The organism is Azospirillaceae bacterium, from assembly GCA_028283825.1.
GTDB lineage: Bacteria > Pseudomonadota > Alphaproteobacteria > Azospirillales > Azospirillaceae > Nitrospirillum.
Genome location: JAPWJW010000004.1, coordinates 191,087 through 209,368, shown reverse-complemented (window position 1 = coordinate 209,368; position 18,282 = coordinate 191,087). Strand labels below are relative to the sequence as shown.

Here is an 18,282-nt window from a genome sequence, read left to right as displayed (position 1 = left end):
ACCATCCATGAAAAAAGACCATGCCATGCGCCTCAAGACGCTGATCCCGGCCGCCCTGCTGCTGGCCGCCACCACCGCCACCGCCTGGGCCGGCGACGCCCCCCGCGGGTTCCTGGAAACCATCGGCCGGCACCGCACCCTGGCGTCCACCGTCACCGATGCCGGCGACCTCAACCCCTACGCCGTGGTGGTGGCGCCGGTGTCGGCCGGCCGCATCCAGAAGGACGACGTGCTGGTCGACAACTTCAACAATTTGTCGAACCTGCAAGGTACGGGTGGCAGCATCGTCGACTACAACCCCGTCACCAAGACGACCAGCGTGTTCGCGCAATTGCCCCAGCATATGGCGCAATGCCCCGGCGGCATCGGCTTGACCACGGCCATGACCATGCTGAAGACCGGCTGGGTGATCGTGGGCAGCACGCCCAGCACCGACGGCACCACCAAGACCAAGGGCGACGGCTGCCTGCTGGTGCTGGATCCGGCCAACGGCCAGGTGGTGTCGGTCTGGTCCGGGCCCACCATCAATGGCCCCTGGGGCAACATGGCGGTGGTGGACAACGGCGACCACGCCACCCTGTTCATCAGCATGGCCGGTTTCGACATGCCGTCGCCCGATGTCCGCGACCCGGCGACCGGCTATCCGGTGGCCCTGCACAAGGCAACCGTGCTGCGGCTTGAACTGACCATCCCGGAGGGCAAGCCCCCGGCGCTGACCAGCCAGACGGTGGTGGGCGACGGTTTCTCCCACCGGGCGGACCGCGACAACTTCCTGTTCGGCCCCACCGGCCTGGCGCTCAGCCCCGACGGTTCCCTCTACGTGACCGACGGCATGGACAACCAGATCACCGCCATCCCCGACGCCCTGACCCGGACCGACAGCGCCGGCAAGGGCCGGCTGGTGACGGAGAACGGCCTGCTGGCCTGGCCCCTGGCCCTGGCCACTACGCCGGAGGGGCACCTGCTGGTCTGCAACGGCCGCAACGGCCAGGTGGTGGAGGTGGACCCCATCGCCGGCAAGCAGATCTACGCCCAGTGGATCGATTCCGACCAGGCGCAGTCACCGCCCGGCAACGGCGATTTGTTCGGCATCGCCATGAAGCCGGATGGCAAGGGCTTTTATTACGTCGAGGACGACGTCAACACCCTGATGGAGGCGACGGCGAAATGAGCGTCGTGAACGACGAGTCCAAGGACAGCCCCGCCGCCACGCGGCGGGGATTCCTGGCGGCGGCTGGCGGCCTGGTCGCCGCCACCGGCCTGTCGGCCCCGGCTGTGGCGGCGGCCAAGCCGGCCCCTGCGGTCGACGACAAGTTGCCCTTCTGGGGCGCCCACCAAGCCGGCATCATCACCCCGGCCCAGGCCCACACCTATGTGGTTGCCTTCGACATCGTGTCGGCCAAGCGTGAGGATGTCGTCGCCCTGCTGCAACGCTGGACCGATGCCGCCGCCCGCATGGCGGCGGGCGCCACGGCGGAGGAAATGGGTGCCGATATCAACGCCCCCGGCCGCGATAGCGGCGAGGCGATGGATCTGCCGCCCGCCCGCCTGACGGTGACCTTCGGCTTTGGCGCCGGCCTGTTCGTCAAGGATGGGCAGGACCGCTTCGGCCTCGCCGCCCAGCGGCCGGCGGCTTTCGTCGACCTGCCCAAGTTCACCGGCGACCAGCTGGTGGAAGGGCTGACCGGCGGCGACCTGCTGGTCCAGGCCTGCGCCGACGACACGCAGGTGGCCTTCCACGCCGTGCGCCAGTTGGTGCGCCTGGCCTATGAGGTAGCGGAAATCCGCTGGGCCCAGGTCGGCTTCATCGGTGGCTTCGGCCCCGACAAGACGCCCCGCAACCTGATGGGCTTCAAGGACGGCACCGGCAACCCCACCGTCGGCGACGCCCGCGCGATGGATGAGGTGGTCTGGGTGGGGCAGGAGGGGCCGGCCTGGATGCGGGGCGGCAGTTATGGCGTCTTCCGCCGCACCCGCATGGCGCTGGAACATTGGGACCGCATGAAGGTGTCCTTCCAGGAGGAGACCTTCGGCCGCCGCAAATACTCCGGCGCGCCTATCGGCAAGACACGCGAGACGGAGGTGATCGACCTGGCTGCCGTGGACGGCGACGGCAATCCGGCACTGGCCGAGAATTCCCACGTCCGGCTGGCGACGGCGGCGACCAATGACGGGGCCCGGGTCCTGCGGCGATCCTATTCCTACAACAACGGCGTCAGCTTCACCGCCGAACGCTGGCCACCCTGGCACCAGGGCATGGAATACGACGCCGGCCTGATCTTCGTCTGTTACCAGCGCGATCCGCGCACCGGCTTCATCAAGATTTTCGAGACCATGGCCAAGTTCGACATGATGAACCAGTTCGTCACCCATATCGGCGGCGGCCTGTTCGCCTTCCCGGGCGGGGCAGCGAAGGGAGAGTATATCGGCCAGCGCCTGTTCCAGGCGGTGTGATCCGGGCGGGGTTCAGGATCGGTCGATTTGCAGCAGACGCAGGTTGTTGGTGGTGCCGGCCTGGGCGAAGGGGATGCCGGCGACGACGATGATCTGGTCGTGCAGCTTGGCGAACTCCGTCGCCTGGGCGACCGTGGAGGCGACCTGGACCATCTGCTCGTAGCTGTGGATGTCGTCGGACAGATAGCTGTGGGTGCCCCACAGCAGGCAGAGGCGGCGCGACACCGCCTGGTCGGAGGTGATGGCCAGGATGGCCACCTCCGGGCGCTTGCGGGCGATGCGGCCGGCGGTGGTGCCGCTGGAGGTGAAGGCCACGATGACGGGGGCGTGCACCGCCTCCGCCAGGTCGGCGGCGGCCGCGGCCACGGCGTGCGGCGGGGTCTGTTCCTCGCCTGGTTCGGAGGCACGGATGAGGGAATGGTACAGCTTGTGCTTTTCGGTGGTGGCGATGATGCGGTCCATCATGGTCACGGCTTCCAGCGGGTACTGGCCGCTGGCTGATTCCGCCGACAGCATGACGGCGTCGGCGCCGTCATAGATGGCGGTGGCCACGTCCGACGCCTCGGCCCGGGTGGGGGTGGGGGTGTTGACCATGCTTTCCAGCATCTGGGTGGCGACGATCACCGGCTTCACCGCCAGGCGGCAGGCGCGGACCAGTTCCTTCTGGCGGCCGGGCACCTCATCCTGCGGGATTTCCACGCCCAAATCGCCGCGGGCCACCATGATGCCGTCGGACAGGCGGATGATGTCGTCGATCTGCTCCAGCGCCTGGGGCTTCTCGATCTTGGCCATCAGGCCGGCGCGGTCGCCGATCAGGCCGCGCGCCTCGATCATGTCGCTGGGCTTCTGCACGAAGGACAGGGCCACCCAGTCCATGCCCAGGCTGAGGCCGAATTCCAGGTCGGCGCGGTCCTTCACCGTCAGGGGCGACAGGTTCAGCAGGGTGCCCGGCAGGTTGACGCCCTTGCGGTTGGAGATGACGCCGCCGACGACCACTTCGGCGGTCATGACGTCGTCGCCCAGGCTGGTGACCTTCACCCGCACGCGGCCGTCATCGATCAGCAGGTGGTGGCCCGGCAGGACGGCGGCGAAAATCTCCGGATGGGGCAGGGGGATGGCGTCGCGGTCGCCGTCCACACCCTTCAGGACGAAGCGGATGGTCTCGCCGGCGGCGACGACGATCTTGCCGTCCTTGATGGTGCCGACGCGGATCTTGGGGCCCTGCAGGTCCTGCAGGATGCCGATGGGGCGCCCGACTTCCTTTTCCAGCGCGCGGATGGCGGCATGGACCTTGGCGTGGTCCTCATGCGTGCCGTGGCTGAAGTTCAGGCGGAAGGTATCGACCCCGGCCAGGAACAGCGCCTTCAACTTCTCCGGCGTGTTGCTGGCGGGGCCGACGGTGGCGACGATCTTGGCTCGGCGGTGGCGACGCATGGATCTCACGTTCCGGTAAGGGGGAATGCCAAGGCCCGATGATGGCTTCCCATCATCGGGAAACGCGTCAGGCGACCAGGATGGCACGGATGTCGTTGACGTTGGTCAGGGTCGGGCCGGTGACGACCAGGTCGCCGATGCCCTGGAAGAAGGTGTAGCTGTCGTGGGTGTCCAGGAGAGTCCGGGCGTCCAGGCCCTTCGCCCGGCCGCGTGCCAGGGTGTCGGGCGTCACCAGGGCGCCGGCCGCATCCTCCGTCCCGTCGATGCCGTCGCTGTCGCCGGCAATGGCCCAGACGCCGGATTCACCGGCCATGGCCACGGCGAAGCCCAGCAGGAATTCGGTGTTGCGGCCGCCCCGGCCGGCGGGACCCTTGCCGATGCTGACCGTCGTTTCGCCGCCGGAAAGGATTAATGCTGGGGCGCGGACGGGCAGCCCGTGGTCGCGCACCGACCGGGCGATGCCGGCCATGATGGTGCCCATCTCCCGCGCCTCACCCTCCAGCGCGTCGCCCAGGATCAGGGGCGTCAGGCCCATGCCGCGCGCCTTGCGGGCCGCCGTCGCCAGGGCCATGGCCGGGGCGGCGATGATGCGCACGTCCGTGGCGATCTGGCCGGGCTTGGGCGTCTCCTCCCCCCGCGCCAGCACGGCGGATGCTGACGGCGGCAGGTCGATGCCGTAACGCGCCACGATGGCCCGCACGTCGGCCACCGTGCTGGTGTCGGGCAAGGTGGGGCCGGAGGCGATGATGGCGGGATCGTCGCCTGGCACGTCGCTGATCACCAGGGTGACGACGCGGGCGGGGGATGCCGCGGCGGCCAGGCGCCCGCCCTTGATGGCCGACAGGTGCTTGCGCACCGCGTTCATCTCCGTGATCGTGGCGCCGCTGGCCAGCAGGGCCTGGTTCACGGCCTGCTTGTCGGCCAGTGTCATGCCCTGGGCCGGCAGGGGCAGCAGGGCCGACCCGCCGCCGGAGATCAGGGCGATGACCAGATCGTCCGGTCCCAGGCCCTGCACCTTGTCCAGGATGCGGCGGGCGGCCAGTTCGCCGTTGGCGTCCGGTACGGGGTGGGCGGCCTCCACGATCTCGATCCGGCCGGCGGGCACGGCATGGCCGTAGCGGGTGACGACCAGGCCCGACAGGGGGACATTGGGCCAGGCCGCGTCCAGCGCCGCCGCCATGGCGGCCGAGGCCTTGCCGGCCCCGACCACCACGCAACGACCTTTTGGCCGGGCCGGCAGGTGGCGCAGCACCGCGGGCCCCGGGGCGGCGCTGGCCACAGCGGCGTCAAACACCTGCCGCAAGGCGGACCGGGCCTTCTCGTCACTCACGATGCTGATCATCACCCGTGGTCCCGCTCAGACGTTGCTGCTGTGGATAGCGTCCAGCACGGCGGCCGTGACCTCCTTGGTGGTGGCGCTACCGCCCACATCCGGGGTCAGGATGCCGGCGCCGCACACCTGTTCCACCGCCCGCATCAGGCGCGCGGATCCCTCGGTCTCGCCCAGATGGTCCAGCATCTGCGCCGCCGTCCAGAACGAGGCCACCGGATTGGCGATGCCCTTGCCGGTGATGTCGAAGGCGGAGCCGTGGATGGGCTCGAACATCGAGGGGAAGCGGCGTTCCGGGTCGATGTTGCCGGTGGGGGCCACGCCCAGGCTGCCGGCCAGGGCGCCCGCCAGGTCCGACAGGATGTCGGCGTGCAGGTTGGTGGCGACGATGGTATCCAGGCTCCGCGGCTTCAGGGTCATGCGCACGGTCATGGCGTCGACCAGCATCTTGTCCCAGGTGACGTCGGGGAATTCCTGCGCCACCTCGGCCGCGATCTCATCCCACATCACCATGCCGTGGCGCTGGGCGTTGGACTTGGTCACCACGGTCAGCAGCTTGCGTGGCCGCGACTGCGCCAGCTTGAAGGCGTAGCGCATGATGCGGGTGACGCCGACGCGGGTGAAGATGGCGACCTCCGTCCCCACTTCCTCCGGCAGGCCCTTGTGGGCGCGGCCGCCGTGGCCGGAATACTCGCCTTCGGAATTCTCCCGCACGATCACCCAGTCCAGGTCGCCGGTGCCGACGTTGCGCAGGGGCGAGGTGATGCCCGGCAGGATCTTGGTGGGGCGCACGTTGGCGTACTGGTCGAAGCCCTGGCAGATGGGCAGGCGCAGGCCCCACAGGGTGATGTGGTCCGGCACGTCCGGCGCGCCGACGGCGCCGAAATAGATGGCGTCGAACGGCTTCAGGGTCTGAAGCCCATCGGCCGGCATCATCACGCCGTGCTTCTTGTAGTAGTCCGACCCCCAGTCGAAATTGCGGAAGTTGAACTTCACGTCGCCCAGCCAGCGCTCCAGGCCCTGAAGCACGGTGGTGCCGGCGGCGATGACCTCGGGCCCGATGCCGTCGGCGGGGATGGTGGCGATGGCGTATTCGCGCATGATGAAACTGCCTTTGCGTTGGATTTTGACGATTGATTGAAGTCAGTGCTGGGTCACGGGGGCGGCCAGGGGCGGCTTGCGGCTGGTGCGGGACAGGACCAGGGTCAGGGCGGCCGACATGACCAGCAGGCCGGCCACCAGGTAAAGACCCCCTTCAAAGCTGCCGGTCGTGTCTTTGATCCAGCCGATCAGGCTGGGCCCGACGAAGCCGCCCAGATTGCCCACCGAATTGATGGTGGCGATGCCGGCCGCCGCTGCCGACCCGGACAGGAACTGGGTCGGGATGCTCCACAGCGGGGCCTTGGCGGCACTGGTGCCGCTGCTGACCAGGGTCAGGGCCACCAGGACCAGGGCGATGCTGGCGGTGCTGCCGGCGAAGACCAGGCCCACGGCGGCCACCAGGCAGGCGCCGACCACGTGCCAGGTGCGCTCCCCCGTGCGGTCGGAATGGCGGGCCCACAGCACCATGGCGACGACGGCCAGGATGGCGGGGATGGCGTTCAGGAACCCGACCTGCAGCGGCGTCAGGCCGAAGGCCCGGATGATCTGCGGCGCCCAGATGCCCAGCGTGTACAGGCTGGCCGATGTGCCGAAATAAACCAGCGCCAGGGCCAGGACCCGCAGGTCGGCCAGGCCACGCCAGAAGCTGTGGCCGGCGGCGGCGGGCTTGCCCGCCTGTTCCACCCACATGGCGTTGACCAGCCAGGCGCGCTCGTCCTCCTTCAGCCACTGGGCCTTTTCCGGCCGGTCGGTCAGGTAGAACAGCACCGCGACGCCCGCCAGGACGGCCGGGATGGATTCCAGCAGGAACATCCACTGCCAGCCCTTCAGGCCTGCCAGGCCGTGCAGTTCCAGCAGCGCGCCGGATATGGGGGAACCGATTGCGGTGGACAGGGGGGCGGCGGCCATGAACAGGGCGGTGACGGCCGCCCGGCGGCGCGCCGGGAACCAGTAGCTGAGGTACAGGATGATGCCGGGGAAGAACCCGGCCTCCGCCACGCCCAGCAGGAAGCGCAGGATGTAGAAGCTGGTGGGGTCGTGGATGAAGGCCATGCCGGCCGACACCAGGCCCCAGGTGACCATGACCCGGGCGATCCACAGCCGCGCGCCCACCTTGTGCAGGATCAGGTTGGACGGCACCTCGAACAGGAAATAGCCCAGAAGATGCCGGCGCCCAGACCGAACACACCGGGCGAGAAGCCCAGATCGTGGTTCATGGTCAGCGCGGCGAAGCCGATGTTCACACGGTCGATAAAGGCGATGAGATACAAAAACATGATGAACGGAACGATACGCAAGGTCGTTTTGCGCAGAACGCGCAGTTCGAGCGCGTCTTCCATGTCCACTTCCTCCGCATAAGTTATTTTTTAATCTTGTGCGGGCGCGCCAGGGACGGGGCGTCTATTCAAGATTTTAATTTTTGGCGCTTGTATTCGGCGCGGTCCGCTGACTTTCATTCGGCCGACCGCATTTGGTCAATTCGCAACGGATTATACAAAAAAGTGATATAATCGCGATTGGGGGAGGAAAGGACGTTCATGGACCTGCACCAGCTTCGCTGTTTCGTCGCGGTGGCGGAGGAACTGCATTTCGGTCACGCGGCCCAGCGGCTGGCCATGCTGCCGTCCGCCCTGGGGCGCCAGGTGCGCCTGCTGGAGGAGGATTTGGGCACCCGCCTGCTGAACCGCACCACGCGCAACGTGGCGGTGACGGAGGAGGGGGCGGGCCTGCTGGATGAGGCGCGGGCCTTGCTGGCCCAGGCCGATGATCTGGCGGCGCGCTATCGGGCGCGGGGCCGTTCGCGGGCGGCGACCTTGCGCGTGGGCGCCATCGACAGTGCCGCCGCCGGCCTGGTGCCCATGCTGCTGCATGATTTCCGCGAACGGCACCCGGACGTGGTGGTGCAACTGGTGGAGGACAAGACCATCCGCCTGTTGCCGCGCCTGCTGTCCGGCCGGCTGGATCTGGCCTTCGTGCGGCCGCCGGAAAGCGCGGACAAGAGCCTGGAGTTCCTGTTCCTGTTCCATGAGAGCGTGGTGGTGGCGGTGCCGGCCGACCACGTCCTGGCCGGCCGCGACCATGTGCGGGTGGCGGACCTGGCGGACCAGCCGCTGATCGTGCCGGAACGGCGCTCGCGCCCGCACAGCCACGACCTGACCATCAAGCTGTTCGCGGAGGCCGGGCTGACACCCCGCATCACCCAGTACGCGGAGGAGAAGCAGACCATCATCAACCTGGTGGGCGCCGGCTTAGGCGTGGCCATCGTGCCCCGGTGGACCGCGCGCATGGTGACGCCGGCCGTGCGTTTCATCCCCCTGGTGGCGGAGAGCGCGGGGGGATCGAGCCGTTTGCCGCTGGCGGCGTCCTGGGTGGGCGGGACCCACGACGCCATGCGCGACCAGATGCTGGCGGTGTTGCAGGAGGGGCTGGCGACTTACGCCGGCCAGGCGTGACGCCTCCCGTCAGCCCAGGCGGATGGACAGTTCCACATCCGCGCCGAACGGGATCGACAGATAGCCGTTGGCGGGGTCGCGCACGCGCGCCAGATAATCCGGGCTGTGGTCGGCATTGTCGGCGACGATGAAGGCGCCGGGGCGCAGGCGGCTTTCCACCAGATCCAGGATGTCCGGATACAGCGCCTTGGCGCCATCCAGCAGCAGCAGGTCGATGGTGTCCGGCATGTCGACCCGCAGGGTCTTCAGGGCGTCGCCCACCCGGATCTCCACCAGGTCGGCCAGGCCGCCGGCCGCCAGGTTGGCGCGGGCGCGGGCCACCTTGGACACCTCGAACTCGCTGGTGATCAGGCGGCCGCCGCCATTGTCCCGCAGGGCCGCCGCCAGGTGCAGGGTGGAGATGCCGAAGGACGTGCCGAACTCCACGATCGTCCGCGCCCCGCCGCCCCGCGCCAGCATGTACAGCAGGGCGCCCGTCTCGCGCGACACGGCCAGCGGCAGGTCCTTCAACTGCCCGTAGAAGTCCAGATACTCCGTCTTGCTGCGCATCATGCGGGCCCGGTCCTCCGGGCTGAAGGCCGCCACGGCGGCGCGTGCCGCCGGCGACATCGTTCCGGCCTCCGCGAACAGGCGGTCCAGCAGGGGCGCCAGCGGGGCGCTGGCCAGGGTGGCGGTGGTCATGGGGGTGGGCTCCGTCGCGTCTGGGGAATGCGGTCTTGCGTTGGCCCTGAAAATACGACTAATTCGTCATATTCCCTATTCGCATTGCCGGAAACCCCGATGGCCGACCGCCGAAACGCGCCGATTTCCTCGCGAAAACAGCCCAAGCAGGCGCGTTCCACCGACCTGGTCGCCGCCATCCTGGAGGCGGCGGTTCAGGTTTTGGCGACGGAGGGGGCGGCCCGGTTCACCACGGCGCGGGTGGCGGAAAAGGCCGGGGTCAGCGTCGGCTCCCTCTACCAGTATTTCCCCAACAAGGCGGCGATCCTGTTCCGCCTGCAACACGACGAATGGCGGCAGACCACCGACCTGCTGCGCCGCATCCTGGAGGATGACGGCCATCCGCCGCTGGACCGGCTGCGCACCCTGGTCCATGCCTTCCTCAAGTCCGAATGTGACGAGGCGGCGATGCGCGTGGCCCTGAACGACGCGGCCCCCCTCTACCGCGACGCGCCCGAGGCGCAGGACGCGATGGCGCCGGGGGAAAAGATCGTCCGCGCCTTCATGGCGGCGGTGCTGCCCCACGCCACCGACGCGACCCGGGGGCTTGCCGGCGACCTCATCACCACCACGCTGGCGGAGGTGGGCCGGCACTTCTCCGAAAGCCCGCGCACGGCGGGGGAGATCGCGGCCTACGCCGACGCCATGGCCGACATGTTCTGCGCCTACCTGAAGGGCCTGGGGTGAGGGGGCGCTATTGCCGATAGGGGGATGTGACATGGAACCGATGAAGGACGCGCTGGCGATCCTGCTGGGCCAGGAGGTGGTGTTCCTGCGCCGGCTGGCGGGTGGCGACCTGTCGCTGGTCTATGAACTGGCGCTCGTTGACGGTACGCCGGCCATCGCCAAGAAGGGCGGCACCGCGCGGCAGGAGGCCGCCATGCTGCGCGCCATCGCCGCCAAGGGTGTTCCGGCACCCCGGGTGCTGGCGGTTGATGACGGCTGGCTGGTGATGGAGAGGGTCGCGTCCGACGGCGGGCCGGCCACGGCCTGGGACGACCTGGCGGCTGTTCTCGAACGCCTGCACGCCGCCACCCAGGCGCCTTATGGCTGGCCGCATGACCATCGGTTCGGCGCCGTGGCCATGCCCAGCCCGCAAGCCGATGACTGGCCCGCCTTCTGGGCGGCGCATCGCTTGCGCTGCCACGCCCCTCATGTGGGTGCCGTTCTGGGCGCCCGCATCGAGCGGCTGGCCGATCAATTGGCGGACCATCTGCCGGCACGGCCGGCGGCGGCCCTGCTGCACGGCGACCTCTGGGGTGGCAACGTCCTGGTCTCCGGCCGGCGGGTCTCGGCCCTGATCGATCCCGCCTGCTATCATGGCCATCGCGAGGTGGACGTGGCCATGCTGACCCTGTTCGACCACCCGCCCGCCGCCTTCTTCGACGCGTTGAGTCTGGAGCCCGGATGGCGCGACCGCCTGCCGGTCTATCGGCTGTGGCCGCTGCTGGTGCATCTGCGCCTGTTCGGCCAAGGCTACGCCGCCGCCGTCGATGCCGACCTGCGACGGCTGGGCGCGTGAGCGGGACTACTCCTCCAGCCGGCTGCTAGCATCCCGGTCACGCTCGTACCGTCGCGTGAACGGAAACGGTGGCAACCAGGACTCGCGGCGGATGATCCAGCTTTCGTAGGTTGGTGCCAACTGGTCCGGGGTGTCCAGGGCCCCCAGGTGGACTTCGATTTCGTCGGCGCTGCGTGAGAAGACGGATGAACCGCAGCGCGGACAGAAAAACCGCCCGGCATAGTCGCGCGTCTCGCCCTCGACCGTCACCGCGTCCTGAGGGAACACCGCCGAGGCGTGAAACAGGGCGCCATGATGCTTGCGGCAATCAAGGCAATGACAAAGCCCGACCCGATACGGGCGCCCAGACGCCACAATTCGAACGCCACCGCACAGGCAACCACCAGTGAAGCAATCCATATCGCAGCTCCTTTGGTCGGGCGTAGGTGTTGAACGGGCAGTGATGTTGGCGCGATTGATGGTTCGGTCAAGGAGGCTTTCCCTTGGGGAACGACAACTGAAATTATCAGATGTTAGAAAGGCGGGGTAGGGGACCAGACGGGGGGCACCGCTGATTAGACCTTTTCACTAGCGGCGAATTGTCGGATCATTTATCTGAAGTGGCGGCGTAATGACCGGAGGGCCTCGTGGAAGACCGTGTCATCATCCAGGACCCTTGGTGCTTCAAGGAACGCGGCTGCGCCTTGCTTTTTGGTATGATTGTCGCAGATGCTGTTAAACTCGGCGAGAAAGCGGGGCATCTAGGTGAAGTAGTTGACGCAGTTGCGGCGTATGTAGGTCCGGACTTAAAATTCTGGACGATATTTATAGCAGCAAACCTTGCCCTCATGATCGAACCTAAGCTATCGGGGCGCATAGCTGAATTAATCAGGGGAATTATTCGTAAAGGATATTTGGCCACGATATTATTTTCGTCGGGACTCTTGGGTTTCAGTCTATCGGGAATTTTATTTGGTTCGTGGAGTGGATTTTTACTGATCGCGAAGTACGCTTCGTTCTTCGAAGCGCTAGCTTTTGGTCTTCGTGATTTTCCCCCTGGCCGAATGCAAAATTGGCAGATCGCCTCATCAAGCTACGCATTTACTCTATGGATGTTCATGGCAATACAGGCCCACTAATTCTGGGGAGGAAGCCTAAAACGCGCCAATCCTCCGTCATGGGCGTCTTCGCTCCGTTTTCCTGGCACCCTATCCCTATGTTGGCGCCTACTCGTGGGCGCTAATTCCGTAAGCCTGATCCCGGTGGGTTGCTATATTATTTCCATAATTATCCTTACCGGTCTTTTCTGGCTCAGCGAAGAATCATCAAACATTTCCAACGAGTTGGCCTGAAAGGCTGGATTACCCCCGGCATTGCGGGCATCGTCCCTGTCGGGCGATGTCGCCCGCGCGGTCGTTCTTTCCCGGGCGCCGGCGATGCGAGGATGGGGCGGCGATGGACCATGCAGAGGCTATGACCGTCGCGCAACGGCGGGGCATTCCCCGCCGGTCGATGGCCATCGCGGCGTTTTCCACGGTGGTGGAGTGGTACGACTTCACCCTCTACCTCTATTTCGCGACGGTGCTGGCCCGTGTCTTTTTCGGCGGGGCGGCGGCGTCGCTGGCCACGGCGCTGGCGGGGTTCGCCGTCGCCTATCTGCTGCGGCCGCTGGGGGCCGTAGTGTTCGGGCATGTCGGGGACCGGCTCGGCCGCCGGCGCATGATGCTGTGGTCGATGGCGCTGATGAGCCTGGCCATGCTGGCCACCGCCCTGCTGCCCACCTATGGCGCCGTCGGCATGGCGGCGGGCTGGCTGTTGCTGCTGTTGCGTTGCGTCATGAGTTTCTCGGTGGGCGGCGAATACACCGGCGTCGTCGCCTATCTGCTGGAGGGGGCGGCGCCCGGCCGGCGGGGCCTGGTCACCTCCTGCGCCTCGGCGGCCAGCGAGGTCGGCGGCCTGCTGGCCGTGGCGGTCGCGGCGGCGACCGTGCATCTGCTGGATGCGGCCGACCTGGAAACCTGGGGCTGGCGCATTCCCTTCCTGGTGGGTGCCGCCTTGGCCGGGGGCGTCTGGGTTGCCCGTTCGTCCATGGAGGAATCGCCGGATTTCGAACGGCAGGCGGCGACGGGCACCGTTCCATCCCACCCCCTGCGCCACGCCCTGGCGCACCATCGGGCCGGCATCCTGCGGTCCTTCGCCATCTCCGCCCTGGGGTCGATCACCTACTATGTCGGCATCACCTATGTGCCGGCCTTCCTGACCTCGGCCGGATCGTTGAGCGAGGGGATGTCGCTGTGGCTGTCCACCGCCGCCGCCGTGGCGGTCATCGTGGTCACGCCGGTTTTCGGCGTCCTGTCGGACCGCTGGGGGCGCAAGCCGGTGCTGCTGGGCCTTATCCTGTGTGGCGCCTTGCTGCCCATCCCCCTGTTCCGGCTGATGGCCAGCGGGTCCGCCGCCCAGGCCCTGGTCGGGGCCATCGTGCTGGCCGCCGTGGCGGGCGGGGTCAGCGCGGTCGGTGCGGTGGCGACGGCGGAGCAGTTTCCCGGCGAGGGGCGACTGACAGGCCTGGCGCTGGGCGCGACCGGTGCCACCGCCCTGTTCGGAGGGCTGGCGCCGTTCATCGCCCAGGCGTTGGTGGACCGTACCGGCTGGCCCCTGGTTCCCGGAATCATGATCGCCCTGGTGGCACTGCTAGTTTTGCCGGTTGTCGCGCGGGCGCCGGAGACGCGGCCGGGCGTGCGTCCAGGCGGGGGCCTTAGCGCAGGTAGACGATGATGGCGCGCGCGTCTTCGTCCAGGAACTGCACCGCGTCCACGTCCTGCTTTTGCTGTTCGCCGGCGGGGGTGCTGAACACGATGTTGTCGAATGCCCGGCCGGCCAGGATCTGCCGGCTGGCGGTGCCCACGCCGGCGATGGTGATGCGCTGGCCCGGTTTGCCCGACGGTCCGGTCATCGGTTCCAGGAAAAGCTGTGAGCATTCGATCGCCACCACCAGGGGAAGGCTCCCGTATCCGGTATCGTGTTTTTCGAACACCACGTAATCGGCGGCCCAACTTTCCAAAACATCCCCCTGCGTACCCAACGTCCCACGCATCCATCGCGTTACCGGCCGCGCCATCGGCGCCTGTCCCCGAATTGATGGGGCCATGCGCACTAAAATTTTATTAATCAGGGTGAATGTCGGGGACGCCGGCCCACCCGTTTATTTAAGTTGATGGTGCACCCCCGCGCGCGGGAACATGCGCGCCCGCGATTTCCAAGGCATGGGGCCTGTTCCGTGATACAGCGTCCGTCAGCGATGTCATGTGCGCAGCCTTTGATCTTGACCGATCAAAGGCCCCCTCAAGCGCCGGGCGCCAGCATCCACTGGCTTGGCTGTCCTCCTTCCGCCCTGCGGGGCCAGCCGTCGCTGGCCTCCAGCGGCGCGAGCCAAAGTCTCAAGCCGCTGGTGTCCGTCCATGTGCCCACCGGAACCGCCGCGCGCGCGTGGCGACGGGGCGTGGCCGGTGCCCTGGCCGCGCTGCTGATCCTGGCGGGTTCGGTTCCGGCAAGGGCGGCGGAGGATGCCGCACCGGCGGTCGAGACGCGGGCGCTGCCGCCCGCCCCCTGGAACGAGCAGGTGTCCATGGTGCCGGGCGATCCGGAGCGGCCGGCCCAGCTGCAGGTCACCCTGCTGACGCCTGACGGCCCCGGCCCCTTCCCGCTGGCCATCATGAACCACGGCTCGGCCAAACCCTATCAGCCGACGCGGGAGATGCCGCGCTACGCCGCCTCCTTCGCCTCCTATTATTTCCTGTCGCGCGGCTATGCCGTGCTGCTGCCCATGATGCGCGGGTTCGCCGGGTCGGAGGGCAAGGTCAAGACCAACGGCTGTAACGTCGCGGCCACGGCGGTGGAGGACGCCCGCGATATCCTGGCGGCGGCCATCGCCTTGAAGGACGACGCGCGGCTGGACTTCACCCGCGTCGTCATCGCCGGGCAGAGCTTCGGCGGCTGGAACAGCCTGGGCGTGGCCGCCTTCAATCCGCCCGGGGTCAAGGGCGTGATCAACTTCGTCGGCGGCATGCTGGAAGGGGATTGCAGTGCCGGGCGTGAGGCGCTGGCCAAGGGCGCCGCCCAGTTGGGGGCCGCCACCCACATCCCCAGCCTGTGGTTCTATGGCGACAACGACCGCCTGTTCCCGCCGGCCACCTGGCGCCTGATGCATGAGCGCTATACCCAGGCGGGCGGCGACGCCCGGGTGGTGGATGTCGGCCCCTTCATGGACAACGCCCATGAACTGTTGAGCTACGCCGAGGGCCTGGTGTTGTGGATCCCCGAGGCCGACGCCTTCCTGGGGAGGCTGGGCCTGCCCAACCAGCCCATCCATCCGGAGTATCTGCCGACCCCCTTCCCGCCGCCCAGCGGCTATGCCGCCGTGGACGATGTGGCGGCCGTGCCCTACCTGAACGACCAGGGGCGCGAGTTGTACCGGCGATTCCTGGCCAAGCCGCTGCCGCGCGCCTTCATCCTGACACCCCGTGGCTTCACCGGCGGGTTCGACCGCGGGTTTGACCCCATTGCCCGGGGGATGGCGGCCTGCGGCAAGATGTCCCAGGACTGCCAACTGTACGCGGTGGACAACGACGTGGTCTGGGCCCGCCCCACGCCCGCGCCGCCGGCCAGCGGCTTCGCGGCCATCACCGATGCGGCCGCCCTGCCCTATATCAACGACCAGGGCCGGGCCGCCTATGCCCGCTATCTGACCTTGCCACGGCCCAAGGCCTTCATCATCGCCCCCGACGGCGGCTGGAATTTCGCCGCCGGCATTGCCGATCCGCAGGCGCGGGCGCTGGCCGACTGTGGGGCGAAACATCAGGACTGCCGGCCTTATGCCGTGGACGGCGCCGTCGTCTGGACGGGCCAAGCCGGCCGATAGGCCCGTTAACCTCCGATTATAATTCGGCTTTTCAAGAGTGTGGTGGCCCTGTTCCGGGCCTGCCGCCGTGGCACTTGCGCGCCCTTCCGCCGACGGCGGCGCATCTACCCATTTTGTATATATCTGGGAAATTCCGACACCCACGGTGTCGATATCCAATCTGAAATCAAGTGCCATAACAATGTAGCAATCTGACGTCTATGCAAAGAATCCTGTGTTCAATCGGAATTGGCATTCGAATAATCAAGATTACTGCCATTTATAAAATTCAGTCTCTACACGATTTCTAAAGATATTGACGCGTAAACACTCAATCACATCTCGTCACATCTTCTCACATCCAGTAAAGCAAAGATTAACGGCCAATTATGTCTATGACTAAGTGTTGACTATTGGCAGATGGGCACGCATTGTCCGGTTGAACCTAAGACCGTATACCCGAAAAACCCGTTGACTTTCTGAGATTGATGCAGATTGCCAATCGCCTCCTCGCCGCGCCGACCGCTTCCCTGAAGCGGCCGGCGTTGTGTTGTCGGCGTTTTGCATTGGTTTCCCGTCTGTCACGGCCCGCCGTTTTAAGCCCCAAGGTGACCCTGGAAATGACCACGCACGCCCCGTCCCTCCTCTCGCGTCTGGCCCCCCGGTCCCTGGGAAATGGTTCGGGGGTGCGCCTGCGCGCGTTCCGCGCGGCGGCGCTGGCGACCGTCGCCCTGGCGTTTTCCGCACCCGCCCTGGCGCAGCAGGCGCCGCGCCTGCCGTCGGCGGCCGAGCCGGGGCGTGAGGCCCCGCGCCCGGTGATGCCCATGCCCGGCACGCCCGGCGGTGCCATCACCGTGCCCAAGGCGCCGGCCGCACAGGCGCCGGCGGGTGCCGAGGGCTACAGCTTCACGCTGACCTCCGTGGCCCTGGAGGGTGCGACCGCCTTCCCGGCGGATGAGCTGGCGGGCTTCTACGCCGGTCTGGTGGGCAAGACGGTGACCGTGGCCGACCTGTTCAAGGTCGCCAACGACATCGAGGTGCACTACCGCGAGGCCGGCTACATCACCAGCCGCGTCATCGTGCCGGAACAGACGATCGACGGCGGCCGTTTCCGCATCCAGGTGGTGGAGGGCTTCGTCGCCGACATCCGCTACGACGACGACATCGGCCCGGCGCGCGCCGCCATCGAGCGCCTGCTGGCCCCCCTGCGCGGCGTCACCCCCATCAGCGTGGGCGAGATCGAGCGCCGCCTGCTGCTGGCCGACGATCTGCCGGGCCTGAAGGTGCGCGCGACGCTGGAGCCCTCGCCCACAATCCTGGGCGCCTCCATCATCGTGGTGAAGTCCGAGCGCAAGGCCATCGACGCCTCGCTGACCTTTGACAACCGCGGCACGCCCTACACCGGCGCCTTCGAATGGGTGGGCACGGTCTCGGCCAACAGCATCGGTGAGAACGCCGACCGACTGACGCTGACCAGCAAGGTGTCGGCGCCCTTGCGCCGCGAATGGTTCGTGCAGGGCGCCTATCAGGGCACCTTCGGCAGCGACGGCCTGACGGCGGGCCTCACCTCGTCCTTCTCCCGCGCCAACCCGGGGCAGGAACTGGACCAGCTGAACGTCCACAGCCGCGTGGTGTCGGAGATGGGGACCGTCACCTACCCCATCATCCGCTCCCGCCTGGAAAACCTGCGCGCCTTTGGCGAGTTCGAATACCGCGACGTGCGCACCACCCTGGGCAACGACCCGTTCAACCAGGACCATCTGCGCATCCTGCGGGCCGGCCTCAGCTACGACAGGACCGACACCTGGGACGGCATCACCGCCATCCGCGGCACCGTGCACCAGGGCCTGGACATCCTGGACGCGACCCCGGCCAAGTCCGCCCTGGCCTCACGCCTGGGCGGCAACGCCGACTACACCAAGTTCACCATCGACGTGACCCGGGTGCAGCAACTGCCCGCCAACTTCAGTGTCCTGGCGACCGCCACCGCCCAGATGTCCCTGTCGCCGCTGCTGGCCAGCGAGCAGATCGCGCTGGGCGGCCCCAACTACGCCCGCGGCTATGACGAGGGCGAGATCTCGGGCGACAACGGCTGGGCGGGCTCGCTGGAGGTGCGCTACACGCCCTCGATCCCCGAACTGTTCCCCGAGGGGCTGCAGTTCTACGCCGTGTTCGACGGCGGCCGGGTGTGGAGCCTGTCCAACTACGCCCAGACCGGCCGCGTGAGCGTGCTGTCGGCCGGCGGCGGCGTCCGCATCAACATGGCGGAAAACCTGTTCACCAGCCTGGAAGTCGATCGCCCGCTGGACCGTCCGGTCCAGACCGACGGCGACAAGTCGACCCGGGTCTTCTTCAGCATCACGGCGCATTACTGAGATCAAGGCGGAGAACG

General features: G+C 67.5%; 17 protein-coding genes. 9 read left to right on the top strand and 8 right to left on the bottom strand.

Annotated features, from left to right (window positions below; translation table 11 throughout):
* Window positions 1-7: 7 nt before the first annotated feature.
* Entirely contained in the window at window positions 8-1,171 is a 1,164-nt protein-coding gene (locus tag PW843_25195; protein ID MDE1149860.1) for a hypothetical protein, read from the top strand.
* The gene (gene efeB / locus PW843_25190; protein ID MDE1149859.1) at window positions 1,168-2,454 is read left to right on the top strand and encodes an iron uptake transporter deferrochelatase/peroxidase subunit; all 1,287 of its coding nucleotides are present in this window, start codon (window positions 1,168-1,170) and stop codon (window positions 2,452-2,454) included. The genes PW843_25195 and efeB overlap by 4 nt, the downstream gene beginning before the upstream one ends.
* Window positions 2,455-2,466: 12 nt before the next feature.
* Here efeB and pyk read toward each other — a convergent pair whose 3' ends face one another.
* The 5 genes from pyk to PW843_25165 form a co-directional block, all read right to left on the bottom strand.
* A complete protein-coding gene (pyk, locus tag PW843_25185; GenBank protein MDE1149858.1) occupies window positions 2,467-3,888 on the bottom strand; it encodes a pyruvate kinase in 1,422 nt (473 codons plus the stop codon).
* Between the two features lie 67 nt (window positions 3,889-3,955).
* Entirely contained in the window at window positions 3,956-5,230 is a 1,275-nt protein-coding gene (locus PW843_25180) for a glycerate kinase (protein ID MDE1149857.1), read from the bottom strand.
* 15 nt (window positions 5,231-5,245) lie between these two features.
* Window positions 5,246-6,319 (bottom strand): tartrate dehydrogenase, encoded by a 1,074-nt coding sequence (locus PW843_25175; GenBank protein ID MDE1149856.1) that lies wholly within the window; start codon window positions 6,317-6,319, stop codon window positions 5,246-5,248.
* A 42-nt stretch (window positions 6,320-6,361) separates the two neighbouring features.
* Window positions 6,362-7,459, bottom strand: coding sequence for an MFS transporter (locus tag PW843_25170; GenBank protein MDE1149855.1), 1,098 nt, complete (start codon window positions 7,457-7,459; stop codon window positions 6,362-6,364).
* The gene (locus PW843_25165) at window positions 7,444-7,659 is read right to left on the bottom strand and encodes a hypothetical protein (protein MDE1149854.1); all 216 of its coding nucleotides are present in this window, start codon (window positions 7,657-7,659) and stop codon (window positions 7,444-7,446) included. Before PW843_25165 ends, PW843_25170 begins: the two co-directional genes overlap by 16 nt.
* A gap of 198 nt (window positions 7,660-7,857) precedes the next feature.
* On the opposite strand from PW843_25165, the gene PW843_25160 reads away from it, so the two are divergent.
* Window positions 7,858-8,772, top strand: coding sequence for a LysR substrate-binding domain-containing protein (locus tag PW843_25160; protein MDE1149853.1), 915 nt, complete (start codon window positions 7,858-7,860; stop codon window positions 8,770-8,772).
* 9 nt (window positions 8,773-8,781) lie between these two features.
* Here the strand turns inward: PW843_25160 and PW843_25155 are convergent, their stop codons facing one another.
* Window positions 8,782-9,453 carry a class I SAM-dependent methyltransferase gene (locus tag PW843_25155; protein MDE1149852.1) on the bottom strand — a complete coding sequence of 224 codons (672 nt, stop codon included), beginning with the start codon at window positions 9,451-9,453 and terminating at the stop codon, window positions 8,782-8,784.
* A 99-nt stretch (window positions 9,454-9,552) separates the two neighbouring features.
* On the opposite strand from PW843_25155, the gene PW843_25150 reads away from it, so the two are divergent.
* The gene (locus PW843_25150; GenBank protein MDE1149851.1) at window positions 9,553-10,179 is read left to right on the top strand and encodes a TetR family transcriptional regulator; all 627 of its coding nucleotides are present in this window, start codon (window positions 9,553-9,555) and stop codon (window positions 10,177-10,179) included.
* Window positions 10,180-10,210: 31 nt separating this feature from the next.
* On the top strand, window positions 10,211-11,014 hold the full coding sequence (locus PW843_25145; protein MDE1149850.1) for a fructosamine kinase family protein: 804 nt from the start codon (window positions 10,211-10,213) through the stop codon (window positions 11,012-11,014).
* Between the two features lie 6 nt (window positions 11,015-11,020).
* On the opposite strand, the gene PW843_25140 is transcribed toward PW843_25145, so the two are convergent.
* Window positions 11,021-11,413, bottom strand: a complete 393-nt coding sequence (locus tag PW843_25140; protein MDE1149849.1) for a GFA family protein — start codon at window positions 11,411-11,413, stop codon at window positions 11,021-11,023.
* Window positions 11,414-11,640: 227 nt separating this feature from the next.
* On the opposite strand from PW843_25140, the gene PW843_25135 reads away from it, so the two are divergent.
* Both PW843_25135 and PW843_25130 read left to right on the top strand, forming a co-directional pair.
* Window positions 11,641-12,132 carry a hypothetical protein gene (locus PW843_25135; GenBank protein MDE1149848.1) on the top strand — a complete coding sequence of 164 codons (492 nt, stop codon included), beginning with the start codon at window positions 11,641-11,643 and terminating at the stop codon, window positions 12,130-12,132.
* A 334-nt stretch (window positions 12,133-12,466) separates the two neighbouring features.
* The gene (locus PW843_25130; GenBank protein ID MDE1149847.1) at window positions 12,467-13,768 is read left to right on the top strand and encodes an MFS transporter; all 1,302 of its coding nucleotides are present in this window, start codon (window positions 12,467-12,469) and stop codon (window positions 13,766-13,768) included.
* On the opposite strand, the gene PW843_25125 is transcribed toward PW843_25130, so the two are convergent.
* Complete coding sequence (locus PW843_25125; GenBank protein ID MDE1149846.1) at window positions 13,749-14,054, bottom strand: hypothetical protein; 306 nt, start codon at window positions 14,052-14,054, stop codon at window positions 13,749-13,751. The genes PW843_25130 and PW843_25125 overlap by 20 nt on opposite strands.
* A 438-nt stretch (window positions 14,055-14,492) precedes the next feature.
* Here PW843_25125 and PW843_25120 point away from each other — a divergent pair, with 438 nt between their 5' ends.
* Together PW843_25120 and PW843_25115 are read left to right on the top strand one after the other, a co-directional pair.
* Window positions 14,493-15,911 (top strand): CocE/NonD family hydrolase, encoded by a 1,419-nt coding sequence (locus tag PW843_25120; protein MDE1149845.1) that lies wholly within the window; start codon window positions 14,493-14,495, stop codon window positions 15,909-15,911.
* 599 nt (window positions 15,912-16,510) lie between these two features.
* Window positions 16,511-18,265, top strand: coding sequence for a ShlB/FhaC/HecB family hemolysin secretion/activation protein (locus PW843_25115; protein ID MDE1149844.1), 1,755 nt, complete (start codon window positions 16,511-16,513; stop codon window positions 18,263-18,265).
* Window positions 18,266-18,282: the final 17 nt, after the last annotated feature.

What these genes read in the sequence shown, in the direction of transcription:
- efeB (MDE1149859.1), top strand. Translation starts at nt 1,168, where the DNA reads ATGAGCGTCGTGAACGACGAGTCCAAGGACAGCCCCGCCGCCACGCGG.
- PW843_25165 (MDE1149854.1), bottom strand. Translation starts at nt 7,659, where the DNA reads ATGGAAGACGCGCTCGAACTGCGCGTTCTGCGCAAAACGACCTTGCGT.
- PW843_25150 (MDE1149851.1), top strand. Translation starts at nt 9,553, where the DNA reads ATGGCCGACCGCCGAAACGCGCCGATTTCCTCGCGAAAACAGCCCAAG.
- PW843_25140 (MDE1149849.1), bottom strand. Translation starts at nt 11,413, where the DNA reads ATGGATTGCTTCACTGGTGGTTGCCTGTGCGGTGGCGTTCGAATTGTG.
- PW843_25155 (MDE1149852.1), bottom strand. Translation starts at nt 9,453, where the DNA reads ATGACCACCGCCACCCTGGCCAGCGCCCCGCTGGCGCCCCTGCTGGAC.
- PW843_25195 (MDE1149860.1), top strand. Translation starts at nt 8, where the DNA reads ATGAAAAAAGACCATGCCATGCGCCTCAAGACGCTGATCCCGGCCGCC.
- PW843_25160 (MDE1149853.1), top strand. Translation starts at nt 7,858, where the DNA reads ATGGACCTGCACCAGCTTCGCTGTTTCGTCGCGGTGGCGGAGGAACTG.
- PW843_25130 (MDE1149847.1), top strand. Translation starts at nt 12,467, where the DNA reads ATGACCGTCGCGCAACGGCGGGGCATTCCCCGCCGGTCGATGGCCATC.
- pyk (MDE1149858.1), bottom strand. Translation starts at nt 3,888, where the DNA reads ATGCGTCGCCACCGCCGAGCCAAGATCGTCGCCACCGTCGGCCCCGCC.
- PW843_25145 (MDE1149850.1), top strand. Translation starts at nt 10,211, where the DNA reads ATGGAACCGATGAAGGACGCGCTGGCGATCCTGCTGGGCCAGGAGGTG.
- PW843_25115 (MDE1149844.1), top strand. Translation starts at nt 16,511, where the DNA reads ATGACCACGCACGCCCCGTCCCTCCTCTCGCGTCTGGCCCCCCGGTCC.
- PW843_25175 (MDE1149856.1), bottom strand. Translation starts at nt 6,319, where the DNA reads ATGCGCGAATACGCCATCGCCACCATCCCCGCCGACGGCATCGGGCCC.
- PW843_25180 (MDE1149857.1), bottom strand. Translation starts at nt 5,230, where the DNA reads ATGATCAGCATCGTGAGTGACGAGAAGGCCCGGTCCGCCTTGCGGCAG.